The 21,276-nt window shown below is 45.9% G+C and carries 21 protein-coding genes, 1 other RNA gene, 3 pseudogenes and 1 riboswitch; of the genes and pseudogenes, 11 read left to right on the top strand and 14 right to left on the bottom strand.

Features of this window, described 5'->3' with window-relative positions:
• Window positions 1-39: 39 nt before the first annotated feature.
• Window positions 40-615 (bottom strand): UPF0149 family protein, encoded by a 576-nt coding sequence (locus KT99_RS00590; RefSeq protein WP_005495876.1) that lies wholly within the window; start codon window positions 613-615, stop codon window positions 40-42.
• A gap of 388 nt (window positions 616-1,003) precedes the next feature.
• Here KT99_RS00590 and KT99_RS00585 point away from each other — a divergent pair, with 388 nt between their 5' ends.
• The 4 genes from KT99_RS00585 (at window position 1,004) to KT99_RS00575 (ending at window position 3,294) form a co-directional block, all read left to right on the top strand.
• Complete coding sequence (locus KT99_RS00585; RefSeq protein WP_005495875.1) at window positions 1,004-1,312, top strand: cell division protein ZapA; 309 nt, start codon at window positions 1,004-1,006, stop codon at window positions 1,310-1,312.
• Window positions 1,313-1,456: 144 nt separating this feature from the next.
• A non-coding RNA gene (gene ssrS, locus KT99_RS20300) (6S RNA) lies at window positions 1,457-1,638 on the top strand.
• A gap of 255 nt (window positions 1,639-1,893) precedes the next feature.
• On the top strand, window positions 1,894-2,529 hold the full coding sequence (locus tag KT99_RS00580; RefSeq protein WP_005495874.1) for a 5-formyltetrahydrofolate cyclo-ligase: 636 nt from the start codon (window positions 1,894-1,896) through the stop codon (window positions 2,527-2,529).
• Between the two features lie 273 nt (window positions 2,530-2,802).
• The gene (locus KT99_RS00575; RefSeq protein WP_005495872.1) at window positions 2,803-3,294 is read left to right on the top strand and encodes a copper resistance protein NlpE; all 492 of its coding nucleotides are present in this window, start codon (window positions 2,803-2,805) and stop codon (window positions 3,292-3,294) included.
• Window positions 3,295-3,375: 81 nt separating this feature from the next.
• Here the strand turns inward: KT99_RS00575 and ung are convergent, their stop codons facing one another.
• A complete protein-coding gene (gene ung / locus KT99_RS00570; protein WP_005495871.1) occupies window positions 3,376-4,044 on the bottom strand; it encodes a uracil-DNA glycosylase in 669 nt (222 codons plus the stop codon).
• Between the two features lie 61 nt (window positions 4,045-4,105).
• Here ung and KT99_RS23135 point away from each other — a divergent pair.
• A pseudogene (locus KT99_RS23135) lies at window positions 4,106-4,614 on the top strand (pilus assembly FimT family protein).
• 249 nt (window positions 4,615-4,863) lie between these two features.
• Entirely contained in the window at window positions 4,864-5,214 is a 351-nt protein-coding gene (locus KT99_RS00560; RefSeq protein WP_005495863.1) for a DUF3144 domain-containing protein, read from the top strand.
• A 45-nt stretch (window positions 5,215-5,259) separates the two neighbouring features.
• On the opposite strand, the gene KT99_RS00555 is transcribed toward KT99_RS00560, so the two are convergent.
• A complete protein-coding gene (locus tag KT99_RS00555) occupies window positions 5,260-5,874 on the bottom strand; it encodes a LysE family translocator (RefSeq protein WP_040571414.1) in 615 nt (204 codons plus the stop codon).
• A gap of 662 nt (window positions 5,875-6,536) precedes the next feature.
• On the opposite strand from KT99_RS00555, the gene KT99_RS00550 reads away from it, so the two are divergent.
• Window positions 6,537-8,138, top strand: coding sequence for an AMP-binding protein (locus KT99_RS00550; RefSeq protein ID WP_005495859.1), 1,602 nt, complete (start codon window positions 6,537-6,539; stop codon window positions 8,136-8,138).
• A 202-nt stretch (window positions 8,139-8,340) separates the two neighbouring features.
• On the opposite strand, the gene KT99_RS22405 is transcribed toward KT99_RS00550, so the two are convergent.
• The 7 genes and pseudogenes from KT99_RS22405 to KT99_RS00520 all read right to left on the bottom strand — a co-directional run bounded on the left by KT99_RS22405 (window position 8,341) and on the right by KT99_RS00520 (window position 13,377).
• Complete coding sequence (locus tag KT99_RS22405) at window positions 8,341-8,532, bottom strand: hypothetical protein (protein ID WP_005495857.1); 192 nt, start codon at window positions 8,530-8,532, stop codon at window positions 8,341-8,343.
• A gap of 84 nt (window positions 8,533-8,616) precedes the next feature.
• Window positions 8,617-9,159, bottom strand: a complete 543-nt coding sequence (locus KT99_RS22400; protein WP_232504216.1) for an alpha/beta hydrolase — start codon at window positions 9,157-9,159, stop codon at window positions 8,617-8,619.
• An 887-nt stretch (window positions 9,160-10,046) separates the two neighbouring features.
• A pseudogene (locus tag KT99_RS00540) lies at window positions 10,047-10,409 on the bottom strand (ISAs1 family transposase); the annotation flags it as partial.
• Window positions 10,406-11,737 carry an IS66 family transposase gene (gene tnpC / locus KT99_RS00535; protein ID WP_005495853.1) on the bottom strand — a complete coding sequence of 444 codons (1,332 nt, stop codon included), beginning with the start codon at window positions 11,735-11,737 and terminating at the stop codon, window positions 10,406-10,408. The pseudogene KT99_RS00540 and the gene tnpC, both read right to left, overlap by 4 nt.
• An 83-nt stretch (window positions 11,738-11,820) precedes the next feature.
• Window positions 11,821-12,057, bottom strand: a complete 237-nt coding sequence (tnpB, locus tag KT99_RS00530) for an IS66 family insertion sequence element accessory protein TnpB (protein WP_005495852.1) — start codon at window positions 12,055-12,057, stop codon at window positions 11,821-11,823.
• On the bottom strand, window positions 12,051-12,374 hold the full coding sequence (gene tnpA / locus KT99_RS00525; RefSeq protein ID WP_005495850.1) for an IS66 family insertion sequence element accessory protein TnpA: 324 nt from the start codon (window positions 12,372-12,374) through the stop codon (window positions 12,051-12,053). Before tnpA ends, tnpB begins: the two co-directional genes overlap by 7 nt.
• Window positions 12,375-12,939: 565 nt before the next feature.
• Window positions 12,940-13,377, bottom strand: coding sequence for a DUF3069 domain-containing protein (locus KT99_RS00520; RefSeq protein WP_005495848.1), 438 nt, complete (start codon window positions 13,375-13,377; stop codon window positions 12,940-12,942).
• Window positions 13,378-13,806: 429 nt separating this feature from the next.
• On the opposite strand from KT99_RS00520, the gene KT99_RS00515 reads away from it, so the two are divergent.
• Entirely contained in the window at window positions 13,807-15,549 is a 1,743-nt protein-coding gene (locus KT99_RS00515; RefSeq protein WP_232504215.1) for a GGDEF domain-containing protein, read from the top strand.
• Window positions 15,550-15,632: 83 nt separating this feature from the next.
• Window positions 15,633-15,732: riboswitch (purine riboswitch) on the top strand.
• A 114-nt stretch (window positions 15,733-15,846) separates the two neighbouring features.
• Window positions 15,847-16,842 (top strand): adenosine deaminase, encoded by a 996-nt coding sequence (gene add / locus KT99_RS00510; protein ID WP_005495846.1) that lies wholly within the window; start codon window positions 15,847-15,849, stop codon window positions 16,840-16,842.
• Window positions 16,843-17,011: 169 nt separating this feature from the next.
• Here the strand turns inward: add and KT99_RS20295 are convergent, their stop codons facing one another.
• Window positions 17,012-17,203, bottom strand: a complete 192-nt coding sequence (locus KT99_RS20295; RefSeq protein WP_005495844.1) for a hypothetical protein — start codon at window positions 17,201-17,203, stop codon at window positions 17,012-17,014.
• Between the two features lie 241 nt (window positions 17,204-17,444).
• Here KT99_RS20295 and queG point away from each other — a divergent pair, with 241 nt between their 5' ends.
• Window positions 17,445-18,740, top strand: a complete 1,296-nt coding sequence (queG, locus tag KT99_RS00505) for a tRNA epoxyqueuosine(34) reductase QueG (RefSeq protein WP_005495843.1) — start codon at window positions 17,445-17,447, stop codon at window positions 18,738-18,740.
• A 58-nt stretch (window positions 18,741-18,798) separates the two neighbouring features.
• Here queG and KT99_RS00500 read toward each other — a convergent pair whose 3' ends face one another.
• Window positions 18,799-19,008, bottom strand: a complete 210-nt coding sequence (locus tag KT99_RS00500; protein ID WP_005495841.1) for a dodecin — start codon at window positions 19,006-19,008, stop codon at window positions 18,799-18,801.
• Between the two features lie 1,204 nt (window positions 19,009-20,212).
• On the opposite strand from KT99_RS00500, the gene KT99_RS00495 reads away from it, so the two are divergent.
• A complete protein-coding gene (locus KT99_RS00495) occupies window positions 20,213-20,527 on the top strand; it encodes a hypothetical protein (RefSeq protein ID WP_005495840.1) in 315 nt (104 codons plus the stop codon).
• A gap of 24 nt (window positions 20,528-20,551) precedes the next feature.
• Here KT99_RS00495 and KT99_RS00490 read toward each other — a convergent pair whose 3' ends face one another.
• Window positions 20,552-21,004, bottom strand: coding sequence for a protein disulfide oxidoreductase (locus KT99_RS00490; RefSeq protein ID WP_050774291.1), 453 nt, complete (start codon window positions 21,002-21,004; stop codon window positions 20,552-20,554).
• Window positions 21,005-21,105: 101 nt separating this feature from the next.
• Window positions 21,106-21,240 (bottom strand): annotated as a pseudogene (locus KT99_RS21460) (DsbA family protein); the annotation flags it as partial.
• Window positions 21,241-21,276 lie beyond the last annotated feature (36 nt).

Here is a 21,276-nt window from a genome sequence, read left to right as displayed (position 1 = left end):
GGGCTGCGGCAAGTCTAGATACAATAATGAGGAACTATTTTAATGAATTACGTTGGCTTCTTTTTGATTTAGATCTGTCAAATCTGGGCCAAACTCAGAATAGCAGAGTAACGCCGCCACCTTGGCAAACTCCATCAGCTCCATATAGGCCAATTCCGACTCCTCATCTTCGGCCACATCGAACTCGATCAGGGCGATATCCGCCAGATCTTTGATGACTTCCTGTACGTCGGCAGAAGCCTTGTCAATTTTAGGCTGCACCATGGCAATACCGGTTAAGAAGCTCTGTACCCATAACGACAGAGCCTCGACGCGCTGAGTAAGAGGCTCTTCCTCTTCCGGCAACATGGGCGAGAAACCAAATTCGATATCCGAGATTCTGCTCAAGGTATCTTGGTAGAGCTCCTCGATCAGCAGGTGCAGTGGATCTGGTAGAGGATGACCATCATTCATCAGCTCAAGCAGAGGTTTACACCAGGTATCTTTCGACTGCTCGACACCACCACAAATAATTCCCACTAAGGCACCATGAACTTCTACCGGTGTCTGACCAATTTCGGCTGCATCTAAAGCTGCTAATAAATTATCTATACGTAGAGAAGGAGGAGTTGCCATAACTGTTTCCACAGGCTGAAAATACTCAGCCCATGCTAGCAGAAGTGGGACGCTCGGCCAAATTAAACAAGGTTCTAGAAACGAGTTCCTAGAACCTTGGAGCAGGGAAGGATAGGAAAGTGATAAGTTTTAAGCGATAAGTAATAAGTAATAAGTAATAAGTAATAAGTAAGGGCAAAGAGCCAGATGCTGAAATCCAGAACCAAGGAACAAGGGCCTAGAAACTCGCAGCTTAAAAATCCAACTAAATGCTTACAAATCACTCAAGCCTGTCTATCTAAACAACATTTAATCCAATATTGCTCACCTTAGCGCTTACTCATGTTGCACTTTTCGATTTAGACCGATATAGTCCGCTCAAGAGCCAATAATCAGGACCCTTAGCCACATGAGCAGCCATGCTATTGAAATTAGCTTGCTAGGCCGTACATACTCCATCGCTTGCCCGCAAGGACAAGAGAAAGCATTGCAGCACGTGGCGCAGCAGCTCGAAATACAGTTGATTTCGCTGAAAGCACGGACTAACTGCCTGAGTCGCGAAGAGATAGCCATCATGGCGGCATTAAATACTGGTTATGAATTGCTGGAAGAACAGCAAAAGAATCAAGATTATAATAAGCAGATGGATGAAAAAATTGGCCTGCTGCAGGCAACTTTAGAGAACGCACTCATTGAGCGTTCGGTAAAAGAAGATTAAACTGTACAAAGATCATATGACACATGGTTAAACGAGTCTTGTTACTTTTACTCGCTAGCCAAAATTAGTCAGTACCCAGATTTAAATCTGAAAGGCTTATCATCGCAATAGCAGATGAAGCTAAGCATTTCAGATAACCAGTTTTGCTCCCTGGTATACGCGTCAGTCGGCAATGTCCCTGTGCCGATATTTACATACCCAGGATGAATGCTTTGATGACATTGAGCAGGCTCGGCTCGTACCGAGAAGCCTTAGGAGTTAATCATTTACCCGCCTTGAACCTACGGTTCATAGGTCAACGCCGGCAACGGTATTTTGGGGAGCAATTTAAATTCGACGTAAAGTTGAAATAAGAGAACCATTGCTGAAAAGTGATGGTTTTTTTATGTCTGCCCCTCCCGTCATTCAGGCATGCTTGTGGCCGGAATCTAGCTTGTAGCGTGCAATTGTAGGACCGGCTTCAGCCGGGAAAGACGCCCCCTATGAGCCATCGCAGCTAAAGCAGCTCCTAACCTTGATTAGATAGGAGTCTCAGCGGTACACTGAATCTATCTTATCAAGGTTAGGAGCTGGAGACTATATTGAAACAAGACTTCACATCTAACTCAATTGCACAGGCGCGCGGCAAATCGACTCGCACTCAGATCCGGGCTCGGGTTCGTAGTGCCCGCCGAAGTATTAACGAAAGCGAGCAACAAGGTTTCGCAGCTAGCTCGGCGCAATTGATGCTGGCTGAAATCATCAAGCTAGAAGCAAAACATGTGGCGCTTTACCTCACAAATGACGGTGAGCTGGATACTCGTGTCTTGATTGACGCTTTGTGGAAGCTAGATGTTCAGATCTACTTGCCACGGCTTCATCCTTTTTGCAAAGGCAATCTAGTCTTTCTCGCTTACATGCCCTCAACACTTCTGGTGCAGAACTCATTGAACATATGGGAGCCTAAACTGGATATCACTCAGATGATCTTACCGCACCGATTAGATGTGGTGGTGACGCCTCTGGTGGCCTTCGATTTATCGGGTAATCGTATGGGCATGGGCGGCGGTTTTTACGACCGGACCTTGGCTAACTGGTCATTAACCGGTAAACCTTATCCCATAGGTTTTGCTCATGATTGCCAGCAGGTCGAAAGCCTACCCTGTGAACACTGGGATGTGCCTCTGCCTATGCTGGTGACACCGACACAAGTCCTGACTTTTGACTCTACATCCTAGATACCTAGGTTCTAGTTCCTAGGATCTTCTTTTAACTCTTGTCACCAATAGGCATGAGTCTCGAAGCCCTGTAGCGTCAAGATACGCTGAACGCTGGCGTCGAGTTCCATCTCAAATTAGCGATTAACAAGCCATTTACCCTTTGATTATTTAGGCGTTACACCATACCGAGCTGGCTCACACTATAATGTAAAAGCCTAATGCAAGGGACTAATTTGCAGGTTTATTATGCTAACATTGGCGGCTGCACTTTTTCAAAGACTCATAAGGATTATGATGAAACTACAAATCATCACCGTATCTCTACTCGCCCTTACCCTTAGCGCTTGCTCTGAGCAAGAGACACCAACACAAGATAGCGTGCAACAAACTCAAGAAACTCTACCAGTAGGTGATACCAGCCGAACTTCATTGGACTGGAACGGTACCTATTCAGGTGTGACCCCCTGCGCCAGTTGCTCAGGCATAGACACGACTCTCACTCTGAAACTGGATAATACCTATGTGTTAGAGACTCGCTACCTAGGCGATGAGAATGAGGCTAAAAAAGTATTTACCGAAGCCGGTTTATTCGAGTGGAACAGCGAAGGCAACAAGATTAGCCTGCTGGGCGATGCCAGTAGAAAAGATGACCCCGAGCAATATCAGGTTGGTGAAAACCAGCTGTTAATGCTGGATATGCAAGGCAATCGCATCACAGGTTCATTAGCCGAACTCTATCGTTTAGCTAAGCAAGACTCACATTTAGAACAGCAACAAGATTAAGATTTTGTGTAGGAGCTGCTTTAGCCGCGAGGGTTTATTGATATAATCTCTCCCGGCTGAAGCCAGTCCTACAAATTGCATCTATACCTGCCAATCGATCGGCTTGGTGCCGAGTGATGCTAGCAGCGCATTGGTCTTGGAGAAATGTTGGCAGCCGAAGAAGCCACGGTATGCGGATAGTGGTGAGGGATGTGGGCCTGATAGAATATGGTGATGCTCGGATGTGATCACCTTACCCTTCTTGATCGCATGCGCTCCCCAGAGGATAAATACCATGGGCATTTCTTGCTCGTTTAGCTGCTTGAGTACATGGGCGGTAAAGGTTTCCCAACCCGATTTAGCATGGGAGTGCGCCTTACCCTGTTCGACAGTCAATACTGTATTGAGCATCAATACTCCTTGTTCCGCCCAACTGGAGAGATGCCCATGATCGGGTGTTTGAAAACCAGCAATATCAGTCAGCAATTCCTTATACATGTTCACCAGAGAAGGCGGAGTTTTCACACCATGCTTAACCGAAAAACACAGGCCGTGGGCTTGGTTCGGTCCGTGGTAAGGATCTTGCCCAATGATCACCACTCTCACCTTGTCTAAAGGTGTCTTCTCGAATGCGGTGAACACCTCTTCCTGAGGGGGAAATATCGCCTTACCAGTATTACGCTCACCCTGAACAAATTGTTGAAGTTTTTGGTAATAATCTAAGCGCTTCTCGGCTTCAATAAAGGTGTTCCAATTGAAGTGTACAGTCATAGTGTCCTCAGCGTGTGCAACTCTAAAGCTTAAGGGCCAGTCTTAAGCCGCAGGTTTTACCTTGATTGAGCTCGTGGTGGTGATCATTATACTCGGTATACTCGCAGTGGTCGCCCTGCCTAAATTTCTCAATCTATCTGTAGATGCCCATGTGTCTACGGTAAAGGGGACTGGTGGTGCATTCAAGTCGGGAATTAATCTGGCAAGAAGTGTATGGGCCGTGCGGGTAGGTTCAGGCCCCGCCGATGATCTGCACACCTTCGGCGATGCAGAATCTGGTGAGATGGACTTTAACGATAATGGCTGGCCGGCGCAGCATTGGAGAACACCAGACTCCCTGGGGGCGCACCTCAACTGGATAACACAGATGACTGCATCTCTGTTTGGGTGACTCTTTTTGCGGGCGATGAGCCCAGTGTTTCAAATAACATCAGTAATGAAACTGATTATGTGGTGACTTATAATTCTGATAACTCATGCACCTATACATATTCAGCCAATACCAATCTCAGTATCACCTATGACTCACTCGACGGTAGTGTAGTTATCGATTCGGATCCACAAAGCTAGAAATCAAAGAAAGCTTCGAGCAAAAAAAACATCTGTAGGACCGGCTTTAGCTGGGAGAGCTGGTACCAATAAAACATCGCAGCTAAAGCAGCTCCTACATGAAAGCACCTAGCTGATCCTGACCAAGATCCCATATAGATGATAAGAGAGCTTTATTAATGGCTAATTTACGTTAGTATTCGGCCACTAAAATTACGATTTTATTCTTATTAAATTCATATTAACTTCTTATTCGAGAGTGAGAGCACCATGTCAGAAGCAAAAAAAGAGACCACAATCTTTCAATTAGCCGATCAATTCATTGCACTTGCCAACGAGATAAACGCTAGAGAACAAGATGTGAGTAAAGTCGGCACAGCAATGCGTTTTGCAGCCTCTCGTTTCAATGCCTTCGAAGCATCTCTAAAATCTGCCGATTTGTCTGCAGAAAGAGATAATGCCATTGAATGGTTTACTAACGAATACAAAGAAATGCTTACAGACAATCTAAATGATCATATTAAAAACCCTTCCATGTCTAAAGATCAAGAGTCGAAGGAACAGGGAGCGACTGAGCAAGAGCCGGCTAAAGATGATGCGGTGCAGATATTTTCTAAATAAGAAGTTCCTAGTTCCTAGGTTCTAGAGCCTAGGAACTGATCCCTCCTAAATCGTCACTAGCACCCGCACGGCTAATAGGATCAGTACGACTCCCGATAGCTTATCTATCAATGCCGCCTTCTCTCTGAGCTTAGGCAGCACTGACTTATGGGAAAGCACCACGGCGATAATCGTGTACCAGAGGCCGTCGATAATGAGCGGCGTAAATACGATCAATGACTTGCCCCATAGGCTATCGCCAGCCATGACGAATTGACTGAATAACGCCAGAAAGAAGAGTGAAATTTTCGGGTTAAACAAAGAGATAGCCAGACCATCTCTGGCAGCCGTGAATGAATCGCTCGACTTCCCCCCCGCGAGTTTATCTGACATGCCTCCCTTAGATCTCAGTGCCTGAACGCCCATCCAGGCAAGATATAGGGCCCCGGTGATGGCGATACCGTTAAACACCATGGGCGATTTCTTAAGTACCACGGCCAGACCTAACAGGGTCACCAAGGCATAGATACCTATACCGATAGAGTGAGCCCAGGCGCAGATAATACCCTTGCCTCTGCCGCCACCTAAGGTGTGTCTGACCACCATGGCCAGACTCGGGCCCGGCGACATGGCGCCTAAACAACAGATGGCCACTAAACTCAGCCAAGCAGTAAAACTCATATCACTTCCTATTCCTCTATTATCTGTGCCCGCGGATGCCGTTAATGACTCCACAAACGCGACCCTAATGTACTACAAGCCAGTAATCTAATACCAAATGGTATTAGATTACTCAGTGGCTACAAAATTCAATGACAAACAACTCTTTCTACGATCTCCTTTAATGAGAAGCAAGCATCATAGATTAAAAGTTGGCTATTGCCGAAAGCGTCACATATTGAATCTGTGAAACTCTAGCAATAAGGGGATTTAACACAAAATAGCGATTTTTAGGCAGGACTTGTTACCTCAAATGGTTGAGCTCTTACAAGGTTCCTACTGAACCATTGAATAGTTTTCCAAATTCAGAGGTCAGTTTTATCTAGTTATCTGCTGAAATATTGAGCCTAGTTAATATCTTAGATGCGCTTGAACAATTAATAATGCCTGCCTCTATTTCTCCCCGACTCCCTGCCTAAACCCAGTGCCAACAAACCACAATAGAGCTATAACTCTAAATGTAACATGCTATCAAACCAAGTTGGAAACGTGATCGGTTTCACGTTTTTTGTTGACCTGAGGCCATTTTTAGCACTAATCTAAACGCATGTTTTATTTTTGAAGCTGCCGGGGTTAGCCAATCATAGCCAGCAGCATTCGCTTAATTCATAAGGGCTCAACCTATGCCATACGATTCAGATTCAACACTCGACCTCACTCAATACCCGTCACTCATAGAGCTGATAGAAACGGCGAGTGAGAAATATGCAGATAAAACGGCTTATGCCTGTTTAGGTCATCACGCGAGTTTCAGTGAAATTGAACGTGACTCTCGCTATTTTGCCGCCTACCTGCAGAGTATCCCAGGTCTTAAATCCGGCGATCGTATTGCCATACAGCTGCCCAACCTTATCCAATATGTTATCGCCGCTTACGGTGCCATTCGCGCCGGCATGGTGTTAGTAAACACTAACCCCATGTATACTGAGCGCGAGCTGACCCATCAATATAATGATTCGGGCGCTAAGGTGTTAGTGGTGCTGTCTGATCTGCTACCAAGCCTGGAGAATGTGATTGCCAACACAGCAATCGACACGGTAATTTCGACCCATGCGGCGGATCTACTGGCACCTCAGGCCCAGCCCCGAGTCTCATTTACGACCCATAAATTCTTAGATGTTCTGGCCCAGGGCCAAAACCTGCCATTCGAGCGATTCAGCACAAGTTTAGCTAGCTTAGCCGCCCTGCAATACACAGGTGGTACTACAGGTCTGTCGAAGGGTGCCATGCTCAGCCACAGCAATCTCATCGCCAATGCCATGCAGATTAAGTCACGCTTAAGCGATAAACTCGTGGAAGGAGAAGAGATCTTTGTCGCCCCGCTTCCCGTCTATCATATCTACGCCTTCATGATAAATCTGGTGCTCTATTTCGAGCGCGGCTGTTGTTCTGTATTAGTACCCAACCCCACAGATATCACCTCTCTTATCAAGACACTCTCTGACTATAAATTTACCGGTTTCGCCGGACTCAACACCCTGTTTGTCGGCCTATGTCATCAACCCGAATTTAAGGCGTTGGATTTTAGTCACCTCAAGGTCACCATCTCGGGTGGCACCGCCCTAACCCAAGCCGCAGCAGGCATATGGAAAGAAACAACTCACTGCACCATATCAGAAGGTTACGGTCTATCTGAAACATCTCCCGTCGTCTCACTCAATGCTCCGGGTCTCGAACAACTGGGGACAATCGGTAAACCCGTCATAGGCACTAAGGTCAAGATTCTCGATAATGATGATAATGAAGTCGCTCTGGGAGAGACGGGTGAACTGGCAGTGAAGGGCCCTCAGGTGATGAGTGGCTACTGGAACAAGCCGCAAGAGACCGCTCTGGTGATGACAGATGACGGTTACTTTAAGACTGGCGACATAGCTCTGGCCACCCCAGATGGTCTACACAAGATAGTCGACCGTAAGAAAGATATGATTATCGTCTCAGGTTTCAACGTCTATCCTAACGAAGTGGAAAATGTACTGGCAAACCACGAAGCTGTGCTCGAGTGTGCCGTCATAGGCGTAGCCGATGAGCGATCCGGCGAAGCAGTCAAAGCCGTTATTGTACTGGCAGACCAACATAGTGACCCAGAAGCCGCAAAAGCGGCCATCATCTCCTATTGCCGAGAGCAATTAACCGCCTATAAGGTGCCTAAACAGATAGTATTTATGTCTGCCCTACCAAAGTCGACGGTAGGTAAGATTTTAAGAAGAGAGTTAAGGAAAAACTAACTAGGACCCGGCTTTAGCCGGGAGCAGAGACAAAGCAAAGAAAGCTATAAGCTTGAGACAAAATCAGGGGCTATCTAGCCCCTTTTTACTCGCTGACCCCGAACATTAATCAAATCTGTATGTTTTACTTACCACTTAAGACTTACCACTTACCACTTAGAAATTCCAACTGAAAGCAGCTCCTACATATCAAAGCTCCTGCCTACAAGCTATCTAACCACTGCTTGATAGCCGGCCTGACATCCGGGTTAACCACTATGCCCATATGACTGATTCCGGGTAATACCTTCACCTCAGTTTGGTCATTATCCTGCAACGTGTTTGAGATAAGCGCTTGGTATTTATCGGCGAACATGGTTTCGTCAGCACTCCCGGCTAATAAAAGAAGTGCCATTGCGAACGGCTGCAGGCATATTGAACTCGATACTGGTGAGATAATCAAAACGATGAATGCCGATACTATTGAGCATACTCAAGCCTATGATCCTAGCGGTATAAGGCTTGGCCCAACCTCCAGCATTAGGCCTGGTTGTGGGGCATTATAATAGATGAAAGGTGCCAGCAGCAGGTAGGCATCGGCCAAATCTCCATACTCGCCTCCGGAAGAATGTCCGCCCATGATAATTGAACTATTCTTAACATCTTTTAATTCAGCATCTTGTTTCAGCTGGCCAATAAGATCCACCAGATCATCTTCGAACTGACCTAGGTAATCGATATCTCCCCGCCTTTTAGGGCTCATGCCATGACCCCGCAGATCCGGAGTCACCACCTTAGCCAGCCCCTGCTCGCTGATATATTTGGCCAGAGGAAAAAACTGCTGACTGTGCCAGCCTGAGCCATGGAGCAGAATCAACACCTTGTTGGAATCACTGGGATAGTAGCGGTAATCCAATTGTGTCCCATCGCGAGCGGTATAACTCTGCAGCGCTGGCATGTCGCTATAATCGAGCATCATCTCGGAGAAATCGATACCTCGACCCACAATATCCCCTTGTTCTATAGAACCCGCTTTACTCATAACAGTCCCATTCATAGCGGTCGCATCTTCGGCAGCATCGGCCCACCAAAGTAAGTAAGTCCGGAGGCTATACCCAGATAAATGAAACCAGACATAAGCAGCGAAGTAAAAATCCGTTTTAATATTTTCGACATAATCTTCTATCTTTGAGTTAACTGAAAGTCAGAGTGACTGTATACAGATACATAATGTCGCCATAGTCTGACAAGTTCAATCACAAGTTTGGTTCGCTTCGAATGAAGCTTGATGACATTTTCTGTGTTTAGCTTCTGGCTGAGTTGATATTGGGTAGTGTGTTGGAGGTTTAGTCTTCATTGGAATCTATCGCCTGCCCGGCGAGGAATATGCACTCTTTATTTTGAGAAGGTTCTGCGAGTCGCCGACTCTTGATTTCATAAGAGTACATCTGACCTCCAAGGGCCAATGATACTCCCGGTATCATTATGGCATTCCCTACATCCCTGTAGGTCAAGGAGGAAATGCCAAATTCTGTATGGAACAGAATTGGCCTTGTGGGCTCTGCCAAATCAAACAACGTCCATGTTTAACGGCCAGTTCGGCAAAATATGTCCATATACAAATGCCAGTTCAGCTTCCATACTTCTCGTTCATGAGCTTATGGCTTTGCCATATTCACCCTGCCTCTCGTTCGGAGAGTATCACTTCGCGATACCTCACCCTGTTTTGGAAGCTCGCAGCCGCATCTTCTACACTTGGTTATTCAACAGAAGGTTATTTATTTAACCTTACCTGTAAACAATTTTAAATCATGAGACCGACCTAATTCGCTACGACCCCTTTGTTCTATGTAAAAGGCCTGTTAGCCATTTGATAGACAGGACAGGACGCCCTAATACTTTCAATACAGGAATGAGGGATGCGCACGGCTAGCGCATTTTAATCCCTGACTCTAACAGGGTTGAGCGATACTCGTCGTCCAACCCTGCCATCTTCTTTTTAGCAGCTATACTCGCGCGTTTTGTCTGCTCTTGCTTGAACAAGGTCATTGCTATTTTTCTCATCACATTAAAAGCAAGCGGACCTCGGCCTTTACGGATCCGTGATTCATCTTCTCTGAATGTCATCTCTAACACCCAATGCATACTTTCTACTTGCCAGTGATTTCGCACAGAAGATAACGCCTGCTCTGCATTTAAATCTAATGAGCTAATGTACCAACGTGTTTCAGTGGTCTCTTTACCTGTCGTTTTTTCATGTACGTCTGATGTCACTTTGATAATGTTTTTTAAGCTAACCCACTGATATTTATGTAAGCGTCCGGCGAACTACGCCTTGCCGAGTTTTTACGCCCTATCACAAACGGTTTTACTGCGCGTTCGGCGCGATTATTGTCAATGTTGAGTCGACCATCTTCTAGGTAACGGCTGAGCTTTGGCCATTGATTGATAGTGTAATGGATGGCTCGACCCAAGGCACTTTGCTTCGACACTTGTTGCACCGATTTATCCAGCCATTGCTTCAATGTCGCCAGTTGGGCGCTTGAATGCGTACGCCTAAAATACAGCCGTTCTTTAACTTTGAATTTACGCCGCGCATGTGCCCAACAACCCACAAGTTTGTCATTGGCCCGTTGGTAAGCCGCATAGCCATCGACCTGTAAATAGCCATTAAACACGGTGTGCTCAGTGGCAAGAAAACCACTCACGCAAGTGCTCGCGCGGCTACCGTCTTGATAGTCGTACAGAACGATGCTGTTTACACCTTTATATCTAGGCTCGAGACTCGGCCTATCCGCACCTGAGCAATAGACCCACATGTAGGATTTCACCCGTTCATCGTTAATCACTTTGAGCGTGGTCTCATCGGCGTGCAGTACACCTTGCGTTAATAGGTGTTGGTGCAGTAAATCATATAAGGGTTTAAACAAGGCGGCTGATTTCATCATCCAGTCTGACATCGTTTGACGACTTAATTCGATACCATACTGTTTAAATAAAGTTTCTTGTCGATAAAGCGGTAAGGCGTACTGATATTTACTGGTGATGAGCTGGCTCAATAGGCTTGGCGTGGCAAAACCTTTTGGAATTGGACTAGCAGGCACGGGGGCTTGTTTGATGTTAGCTTGCGTCCCTTTAGTGTCGCAATGCTTGCAGCTGTATTTTAACCTAACATGCTCAATGACACTGATTTGTGCGGGAACAAACTTAAGTTTCTCGCTGCTATCTTGCTCCATCAAGGTCAACTGATGACCACAAGCACACTGTTTATCCGCTTCGCTAATATCATGGGTGATAATTTCACGAGGCAGGTCTTTAGGCAGAGGCTTACGCTTGGCACGTTTCTTAGGGGAAACAGACACATCATCTGCCGTTGATTCTTCTGGCTCATCAAGGGTGACTTCAGCTTCGTTAAATAACTCACCTTGATAATTATGGCTTTCACTGCTGGCCCCGAAGCGTTGCTGTTGCGCTAAGCGAAATGGCTCCAATAACCGCTGCACAGACTGTTTAAGCTCGGCGATTTCCGAATATTGTGACGCCACAAGTTGACTTGCCTCAAGCAATAATTGCTTAAGCAAATCAATATCATTGGGTAGGTTATCGGGTGCTAATTTCATGGGGTGATTATATCAAATGTCATCCAGAATAAGGCTAATGCAGTGATCTAATCATCGAAAACCGCATACGTAATAGCGATCAATCAACTGTAACTCAAGCCCTTAACTTGACGGTGTCCCAATACATCAAACCCTGTGTTATCCCAGTACAATATTTTTAATTTATCGCGGCTTTTATTGCAAAAAACAAACACACTGCCGTCGGTGGCCTCTAGCGACAGTTGTTGCTCAACGATGATGGCCAAGCCATTTATCGACTTACGAAAATCCACGGGCTCTCTATGCAGATAAATACTAGGAAGCTGCTGAAACATCAACATGCTTGCAGGCCTTTTATAATTTCAAGTAAGTAATTTACTGGCAACGAGCTTGGGAAGGTCCATACCCCTGTTTGATGCTGTAAACGTATCATCTGTTGCGCATCACAAAGTTGAGTTTGAGGCGTTACCGCTGTTGTCGGAGCCAGCGTTACTTTAGCAAAAGGCATGACCGTTTTTATTTTTGCCTTGTTGGCTTTACGGGCATAAAAGGTACTGATACTGAACTTATGCTGACGACAGAAAGCCGTGATAGTTAAGCCGCTGGCGGGCTGCTGTTTTATCAAAGCAGCCCAATCTTGATGAGAACGTTTAGCCATATTAACTCCTGATAAATAGTCAGGAGTTAATATGGCGGATCAATGAAATCTGTTGAAGTTGTACTTGCCCGGACGCTTACACTTTATTGTATAGGTTTGTTGAAACAACATTGTATCACTTGCCGTGTCACCTACTCATCACCCCATTCGTAACTTAGCGCTAGTGCACACTTCTTGTTACCTTACGCGCAAAAATCACCCGAGTACGCCTTACGCAGAGTGTCTCAAAGTGGTATCACAACTGTGTTGGTAAGAAAGTATTGTCCAAAAGTGAGTTACTAGTCAGTAAAACTAAAATCGAAGAAGCAACTTTCTCGAAACAAGAACGGATGTGAACTCGGCTGTGGGCTTTGGAAGTCACTAATCCGAATAAATTCCTATAAAGCCAGATGAAGTGATAACAATACTTAAGACTTGTTATCCGGCAAGCCACTGACTAAAACAAAAATACAAAAATACAAAAAAGGCCATGGTTTCCCATAGCCTTTGAGCATATTCAATCCACTCGATAGTCAGTGCCTAGCACTCAGTAAATAGGATTAATGTTTCATCCATGATGAGACCACTATTTTCCGTCGATAACAGCCATGATGCTGTTAAACAGGGCCCTATCGGTACGCGACTTTTTCAGTTTCTTCGAACAATCCTTGAAAGAATCATCTGAGATACGGGTGAAGATGCCGTTGTACTCTTTCTCGTCTATGGCCTCATCACTCTCGGCCATCTCGGAGATGTCTTGCGCCACTCGACTCAAGTGTATCCAGGCATTAGCAATATAGAAGCCATGAAAGTCCGCCTGTGGCAACTGAGCCCTGGCGCTGTTAGGTAGCGCTTGCCAGCCCTTGATGAACTTCTCATCAGTGTCTTCGAGCAACTCGTTACAGAGGTTAGCGTAGGCTTCCAACAGATTTTCAGGAAGCTTATCCATGGGAAGCACGACACTAGATACATTCAATGACACCTGCTCGACGCGGGCCTTATACTCTGGGGTGATCTCAATCATGGTTTTGCTCTATAATTTTTCAATAAAAAATGGCTGCCTTTATACCTGTCCCCCGGAATAAAAGCAAAATAACTAATAAATAGACAAATAGCGGCTTCATTTTGCAACATCAAAAAATACAATATCTTATGTCAATTTTTTGCATAATACATATATGATGATGGGGGGAACTAGGCTAATATTTGTGTACGCCAACATCATGAGCCAAGCAAAAATATGCATCAGACCATAATGGTTTATCGGCTTTTACGACATCAAATCATATCCAAGCTTGCTTTAATATGTCAGGCCCTAGTTTGCCGAGCGCCCAAACTTAGAGGGGCTGGCAAGCTAACTTGGGCTTGGCTATGGCTCATATTAGTCTCGCCCCAAGTCTTGGCCGATGAGCCAAAGAATCTGAATGCCACCTTCGAAGAATTGGAAAGTGGTGTGATCTTATCCAGTGACGCTCTTAAGGCTAAACTTGAGTATCTAAAAGCCAACATCACCTTAGCCGATCTAGATAATTATCTCAGATTACAGCGAGTGCTATGTTGGAGCACAGATGCATATGACAGCAATAAAAGAGCCAAGGGATTAGAGTTTGCCCAAAAACAACTGAATGCTGAAATCATCAAGCAATCTCCTGAGACCCATGCCGATTTAACACTATGCCGAGCCTGGTTGTATCAAATCGGGGGGGAAGTCGAGCTGGCCTTAACAGAATACAATCAAGTCATAGCTCGAGCCTATCAACTCGAGTCTCCTAGGCTTATCGCCGATGCACGAAATTTGCGGGGCGCTATGTACTCATTTCAGGGGAATTATGCCCTAGCCCTGGAAGACCTATTCAGTGCTCAACAGCTCTACGATAACCTGAACCTGACTTTCTGGAGTCTATATAATTTAGCCGACATAGCCACTAGCTATCGTCGGTTTGGCGATCCTCAAACGGCATATAAATATTATGCGAAACTCGAAACCAAGTTTATCGAAATCGGCGATCTCGAATCCGCCAATGCCATGGCGACAGAAATGGCCATCGCCCTGGAAGAATTAGGCGAAAATGAAGCGGCGTTGGAAAAGTACCGGCAAAGTTATCGATACTTGCAGCAGGAAAAAGATGAAATGGCCCAAAGCTTTGTCGCCATTAATTTAGCCGGTATTCTCATCAAGTTGGATAGGTTGGGTGAGGTACAAAAATATCTTGATGAAGCACAGAAATATGTTCTACCTACAGATGAAGCCTTCTATAGTTTTATGATGCTATTTCGCGCCCAGTTCCAAATATTACAAGGCCAGCCCAGCGCGGCTATCCCCCTTATCGAAGAAGCTAAATCTGCCTTCCTGCGAGTAAAGAATACTCGTGGTCTCACCCAACTCTATAAGCTTGAAAGCCAGATATTCGCGGAGCTTTCCCAATGGCAACAAGCATACCTTTCACTGGAGCATTTTAATCGACTCCATAACGAATTGGATATCAAGCTACAAACCTATAGAACCACAGAGATGCAGACTCGCTTCAATACTAAGCAAGTTGAAACTGAAAATCTCTTGCTGCTAGAGACACAAAAAATAAGGGATAATGAGTTACTGATTTTACAGCAGAATCGTTATTTACAATTTACCGTCATCTTTCTCGCCTTAATAGTCATCATAATCATCTCTTTCCTTGCCTATAAACAGGCACAGAAGTCTAAGATATTTAGTGTCTTAGCCCTGACAGATCACTTGACTCAACTGGCAAACCGCAGACACACTTATGCCGTCGGCGAACAATCTTTCTCTGAGAATCATGATGTGATGGCCTTAATCTTGTTCGATGCTGATCACTTCAAGAAGATCAATGACAATTTTGGCCATGATGTCGGTGATAAAGCACTGACTTTACTAGCCAATATTTCCAGTAGTCTGATGCGAAAATCTGATCTGGTAGGTCGGGTTGGCGGCGAAGAGTTCTTAGTCATATTGCCTCATACCAACTTAGAACAAGCCACAGAGATTGCCGAGCGTTTAGTGGACTCAATAGCCATGACAGATTTGAGTGATATAGCCGAGGAGTTAACCATGACCATCAGCGCCGGAGTCGCCGCTAGGGAACAAGATAAAAGCTTCTCCGACCTACTACAACGGGCCGATAAAGGCTTGTATCTGGCTAAATCCAGTGGAAGAAATTGTGTCAAAGCAGGATGAATACATATGGCGAGTAAAAATAGGGCCAAAAAATCAAACAAGTCAGAACCATGTTCAACGAATCGCAATCCAGACATCAAAATGTTATAGTCCGAAAATCGCTTCGTATAATCCCAATGATATGGTTTGGGAGTTTCTACCAAGAGCCTTAAATTCTTGATTATGAAGTCTGTAACTTTAAGTACTATCTCCAATATGGACTATCTGTTAATAGATAGGATCTGCGTCCGATAAGCACCATAGATCCCTCTTTTAATCGGTATTCATATAGGTACTATCCAATAAAGGTAGAGACTCATGAATTATTCAAGCTTACCCAAGATCGATCTACATTGTCACTTAGATGGCAGCGTTCGCCCACAAACGATTATCGATCTGGCTAACGAACAGAACATCTCCATTCCCAGCCAAGACATCAACGAAATCACTTCATTAATGATCGCTCCCGAGACATGTCAAAATCTCGATGAGTATCTGATGCGTTTCGATCTGCCTCTGTCTGTAATGCAGACCCAAGCAGGTATCGAACGTATCTCATTTGAGCTTTTCGAGGATGCGGCTAAGGAAAACGTTAAGTATTTCGAGGTCAGATTTGGTCCGCAACTGCATCAGTTACAAGGTCTAAGCTTCGATCAGATCATAGGCTCAGTCGTCAAAGGCATGCAGCGCGCCGAATCCATGTATGATATCAAGGGCAACTATATTCTCTCTATCTTGAGAACGTTCCCCAAGGATAACATCAGAGATGTTATCGATGCGGGCGCTCCCTACCTGAACAAGGGCGTGGTTGCCTTCGACCTGGCTGGCGCCGAGCTACCCGGATTTTGCAGTGAGTTTATCCCCTATGTGGATTACGCCATCGAGAAAGGCTACCGCATCACCATACACGCCGGAGAGCAAGGCGTGGGTCAGAACGTATTCGACGCAGTCTCTATGCTAAAAGCCGAGCGTGTGGGTCATGGGATTCATATTACGGGTCATCAGGGCGCCTATGACTTAGTGAAACAGCAGAATATCGGCCTGGAGACCTGCCCCAGCAGTAATATTCAAACTAAAGCGGTGGATAAGTTGAGTGAACATCCGCTAAAAGCCTTCTATGAAGATGCTCTGCCCATCACAATCAACACAGATAACCGCACCGTCTCGAATACCACTATGACAGACGAGGTACGTAAGGTGATGCAAGAGTTCAGCCTGAGCCGTGAAGATTACTTCAACATCTATAAGATCAGCATCGAGCAAGCGTTCGCTTCAGATGAAGTTAAACAACATCTGATGAGCTTCGCCGACTAGACTCAACAGCCACTCAGTCTTTGAGTATACAAGGCCGAGAGCACAGGCTATCTAGAGCCGTCTCGGTCTAAACTCGGTCCATAAAAAAGCCAGCTGATACGTTCGTATAGGTTGGCTTTTTTTCATGGCCGCTCCGTCATATCAGCCCCGGCTCTTAACCGTAAGAGAACTAGATAGAAAATTCCTGCACCTCTTTCTGCAGATTCTTAGTTAACATCTGGATCTGGGCGCTGGTCGCATGAGATGAGTGGGAAACTGATGCCGTGTTTTCGGCTGTTGCGGAAATATTGATGATTCGTTTAGCCGAGTCCTCCCCTGCCGTTAACTGCTCCGATGTCGCCTGCGAGATCTGTTGGCTCATCGAGGAGATTTCAGATAACGAGATGGCGCTCAATTGGCTTTAGCCAGAGCCTAAGCAGATAAACCTAGACGGGTGAAGTTACTCGCTAATTATGTGGCGCCATGGATAGGAATAAAAGAGGTGGAGGTAAAGCAGGTTAACTCAAATACCAGCCGCAAGACTATCCATTAGTATCAAATCTGCAGCCAAGCTAGCGGATTACTGCTATCATATTTAGGTATTTCATTGCCTATTTAAGTTTATGTCTGACACAGCTCTACCTCCAATAAATTCCCATCCTTTCTCGCCAGCAGAACTAAGAGAACTCACAGCTAAAATCAAGCAGTGGGGCATTGAGCTGGGGTTTGCTCAAATAGGCATCTGTGACACAGACTTAACCAGCGAAGAGCCCAAGTTACAGCAGTGGCTGGACAAGGGTTATCATGGCGATATGGCGTATATGCAAGCCCATGGCATGATGCGCGCCCGTCCACATGAGCTACACCCAGGCACCATCAGGGTCATCTCTGCTAGGATGAACTACCTGCCGCCGCAAGCTGGGTTCGCAACGAATCTCAAAGATCCCAACCTTGCCTATATCTCCCGCTACGCAGGTGGCCGGGACTATCACAAATTGATCCGTAATCGCCTCAAGAAGCTAGGCCAGATGATCCAGGCCGAACTCGATATCATGAACGCGGGTAAGACCAACTTCCGCCCCTTTGTGGACTCGGCGCCGATACTCGAAAGACCCCTGGCCGAGAAAGCAGGTCTGGGCTGGACCGGCAAACACAGTTTATTGCTCAATGAAGAGGTGGGCAGCTGGTTCTTTCTCGGTGAGCTACTGATCGACCTGCCTCTGCCCGTGGATATTCCCGTCGCCGAGGCTTGTAATACCTGTGTAGCCTGTATCAAGTCATGTCCAACCAATGCCATAGTCGAACCTTATATCGTCGACGGCAGACGTTGCATCTCTTATCTGACCATAGAACTGCAAGGGGCCATTCCCGAGGAATTTCGCCCCCTCATAGGCAATCGCATCTACGGCTGTGATGACTGCCAGCTGGTGTGCCCGGTCAATAGCAAGGCGCCGATCACACTCGAAAGTGACTTTCACACCCGGGACCCACTCAAACAACCCGAGCTGCTTACCCTCTTTGGCTGGACTGAGGCCGAGTTTCTCAAGATCACCGAAGGCAGCCCCATTCGCCGTATCGGACATAAGCGCTGGCTAAGAAATATCGCCGTCGCCCTGGGAAATGCCCCGGCTTCAGAAAAGATCGTCCAAGGACTCCAGCAGAGAAAAGCCTCGGAAGAGGCCGATGAGATGGTCATAGAACATATCGACTGGGCACTGACTCAGCAACACGCCAGACTAGCAGCAGCCCAAAGCCCGGAAGCACAAAGCCTGGAAACAAAAGGCCAGGAAACAGCAGCCTTGAGCCCGGTAGCAAGGGTCTTGAGCCAGTCAGATAGAGTGCAGAAAACCTCATCCCTCAGTCGCAAGACACAGAGAGTGATCCGCAGCATCGAGAAAGGCTTGCCAAGAGATGCTTAAAGGCAGGAGCAAGTTCCTAGGTTCTAGCTCCTAGAAACTCGCAACTCGCAACTCGAGCCTAATTATCCTCTATCGTAAATCCGACCTTGATGGTCACCTGCCAATGCGCGATCAAGCCTGCCTCCAGATGTCCCCGAGTCTCAATCACCTCAAACCACCTGAGATGCTTCAAGCTCTGCCCCGCAGCAGTGACGGCATTTTTGATCGCTTCATCCGAACTGATAGGCGAAGATCCCACTAGTTCAATTACTTTATAGGTATGGCTCATGGCTAGCTCCGGGTGATCCAGTGATTGCGCGAGTACGGGTTATTACAGGTAATAGAGCAAGAGCAAAACAACACTCTGCCCAACTCAGTATAGGAGAGCTATCAGAACCTAGCTTCTTATACCATTCCATATAAGTATCTGGTCAGTTCAGAGACTCTCAGTTTTTTCAATTCAAGGCGCATTGATGAGGAAATGGTTATTCCCTTTTAAGTCAATGTAACACCGAAGTGGAAACGCTGAGAGCCTCACGCAGTGCGGCTGATGTTTAAAGAAAAGGGCAAAGCCCTTTATGCTAGGTTGAATGTTCTCGATATACGACTGCATGGTCTATTTTGTTCCATACAAAATATGACATTTCCCTGACCCATAGGGATATGGGAAATGTCTTGAAAGCGTATGGAACGCTTAAGACCCTGGAGGTCAGATGCAGGAGGTACGAGCCCATGGACGGGTGAAGGTAGAATAATGCCGGAGCAATTATCGAGAGCAACGCAGGAGCTTGTTGCCGAGAATAACTATTAGCTTCAAATATTCGCAAGCCACATGGATGTGGTGAATGTCTATATTGCACGACTATAGGGATATAGGAGGTAGAGTAACGCAGGAGCTGTTACCGAGGAGCAATATATAGACCTTGCCTACAGCGCTTTGAACTCCCGCTGAATGCTCAGATACTTACTCGGAATGGTATTACCCCTTCAGAATGACTGTGCAAACTGAGAAAGCATTCAAGCTGAATCCTGAAACGAGTTCAGGATGACGACTAAACCACAAGCAACAAAACAAAAAACAAAAAACCATACGTCATTCCGGCATGCTTGTGGCCGGAATCCAGCCGTTTCTATTACAAAGTAAAACGTCCTCCCTTCCTAAAATATTACCTTAGTAAATATTGACTCATCATTCCTTTAGCTGTTGATAATTCAACCGCTTCCCGCTAAGTTCACTATAGTTTTACCCATTATTTTAATCAGCTTTTCGCTCTCCGTTATAAAAGGAATAAGTATCCCCATCAAGCACTGAGTATTTTCTAGCGATCCTTAGAAGTAGGCGCTCAAAGTCAGGTCGAAAGATGGGTATTTTCAACATTTTGCTACGCTGGGGGATTTAAGCTAACCTGATGTTGCCAAAGACTAGAGTCACCCACTTAGCAAGGGCACGATTGCGCAATATGAAAAGAAGATTAGGGTTAGCTTTTTGTTTGATGATCATTGTAAGCGGTATCGCTTATCACTTTCTCTCGCCGCAAATTTTTGTCAGAAATCACTCTGACAGAAGCTTTTACCAAGTTATTTTTAACCTGCCGACAAGCCAGATCATCTTTGAGCCCATCAAGGCTAATAGCCGCCAAACCATCTATTTCCCCCCTCAGGAGAAAACAGGCCTAGTCACCTATCAACTGATTGCAATTAATGGCGATCAGGTGGCACAAGGGCATATAAAATATCAATTTGACGACAGCTCATCTCAGTTAGGCACCAAGCTCAGCTTCATCATAGATAAGCGATATCGCCCCTAATTAATTCAGGCAAAAATGATGCAGCTATGACAAGAGCATGCGCCACCACATCCCAGGTAGGCTAGTAAAACCTGTGGTGTAGTATTTCAGCTCGCCATCTTTAAACACCATCAAGGTCGGCGTCAGCTGCACCGACCAATCACGGGCAATGTCATTATTACTGTCGTTGATAGTTTCAAACTCATAGCCCTTATGCTGAAGGTATTTAACCATCTTGTCATCGGGTCCCGAGTTCATCGCCACTGTGACTACTGGGTACATGCTGGCCATGGTATCCACAGCCGGACTGACAAAGTTACACACCGGACACCAGATCCCCCAGAAATACACCAATACCGCCTGATCTTGGCTCAAGGCATCAATATCGATATCTGTCCCGCTCAAGGTCATGCCTTTGATATCTGGCAGGTTATCCCTTGAAATATCCTTACCACGCCAGATGTCCATCACTCCGGTGATCACTATGGAAAACAGCATAAACAGGGCGATTTGCTTAAGCCAGCCGAAGGCCCTTCTCAGAGGAGTGAGCGCCACGGTATCAAGCTTATTCTTATCATTGTCCTTATCTTGGTCACTCATTATCCTTTCACCTCTATTACTTCTTCAAGCTGCTCTTTGAGCACACCATAAGACACCAGTCCTGGAATAACCTTGTCGCTAAAAATCATGCTTGGGGTACCGCCTATGCCTAAGTTTCTCATCAGCTTAATATTCCTAATACTTTGGCTGGCTCAAGATGACTAACTGCC

Origin of the sequence: Shewanella benthica KT99, from assembly GCF_000172075.1 — a bacterium.
In the GTDB taxonomy this organism is placed as follows: Bacteria; Pseudomonadota; Gammaproteobacteria; order Enterobacterales; family Shewanellaceae; genus Shewanella; species Shewanella benthica_A.
The sequence above is the reverse complement of the archived record's forward strand: the minus strand, read 5'-3'. Positions and strand labels throughout refer to the sequence as shown.

Excerpts from the sequence above, each read along its gene's own strand:
- KT99_RS00500 (WP_005495841.1), bottom strand. The coding sequence starts at position 19,008 with ATGAGCCATACCTATAAAGTAATTGAACTAGTGGGATCTTCGCCTATC.
- tnpA (WP_005495850.1), bottom strand. The coding sequence starts at position 12,374 with ATGGCTAAACGTTCTCATCAAGATTGGGCTGCTTTGATAAAACAGCAG.
- ung (WP_005495871.1), bottom strand. The coding sequence starts at position 4,044 with ATGACTGTACACTTCAATTGGAACACCTTTATTGAAGCCGAGAAGCGC.
- KT99_RS22400 (WP_232504216.1), bottom strand. The coding sequence starts at position 9,159 with ATGAGTAAAGCGGGTTCTATAGAACAAGGGGATATTGTGGGTCGAGGT.
- KT99_RS00575 (WP_005495872.1), top strand. The coding sequence starts at position 2,803 with ATGATGAAACTACAAATCATCACCGTATCTCTACTCGCCCTTACCCTT.
- KT99_RS00490 (WP_050774291.1), bottom strand. The coding sequence starts at position 21,004 with ATGCTGTTTTCCATAGTGATCACCGGAGTGATGGACATCTGGCGTGGT.
- KT99_RS00550 (WP_005495859.1), top strand. The coding sequence starts at position 6,537 with ATGCCATACGATTCAGATTCAACACTCGACCTCACTCAATACCCGTCA.
- KT99_RS20295 (WP_005495844.1), bottom strand. The coding sequence starts at position 17,203 with ATGAGCCAACAGATCTCGCAGGCGACATCGGAGCAGTTAACGGCAGGG.
- KT99_RS00585 (WP_005495875.1), top strand. The coding sequence starts at position 1,004 with ATGAGCAGCCATGCTATTGAAATTAGCTTGCTAGGCCGTACATACTCC.
- KT99_RS00590 (WP_005495876.1), bottom strand. The coding sequence starts at position 615 with ATGGCAACTCCTCCTTCTCTACGTATAGATAATTTATTAGCAGCTTTA.
- tnpC (WP_005495853.1), bottom strand. The coding sequence starts at position 11,737 with ATGAAATTAGCACCCGATAACCTACCCAATGATATTGATTTGCTTAAG.
- KT99_RS00495 (WP_005495840.1), top strand. The coding sequence starts at position 20,213 with ATGATCATTGTAAGCGGTATCGCTTATCACTTTCTCTCGCCGCAAATT.
- KT99_RS00520 (WP_005495848.1), bottom strand. The coding sequence starts at position 13,377 with ATGATTGAGATCACCCCAGAGTATAAGGCCCGCGTCGAGCAGGTGTCA.
- queG (WP_005495843.1), top strand. The coding sequence starts at position 17,445 with ATGTCTGACACAGCTCTACCTCCAATAAATTCCCATCCTTTCTCGCCA.
- add (WP_005495846.1), top strand. The coding sequence starts at position 15,847 with ATGAATTATTCAAGCTTACCCAAGATCGATCTACATTGTCACTTAGAT.
- KT99_RS22405 (WP_005495857.1), bottom strand. The coding sequence starts at position 8,532 with ATGGCACTTCTTTTATTAGCCGGGAGTGCTGACGAAACCATGTTCGCC.
- tnpB (WP_005495852.1), bottom strand. The coding sequence starts at position 12,057 with ATGTTGATGTTTCAGCAGCTTCCTAGTATTTATCTGCATAGAGAGCCC.
- KT99_RS00555 (WP_040571414.1), bottom strand. The coding sequence starts at position 5,874 with ATGAGTTTTACTGCTTGGCTGAGTTTAGTGGCCATCTGTTGTTTAGGC.
- KT99_RS00560 (WP_005495863.1), top strand. The coding sequence starts at position 4,864 with ATGTCAGAAGCAAAAAAAGAGACCACAATCTTTCAATTAGCCGATCAA.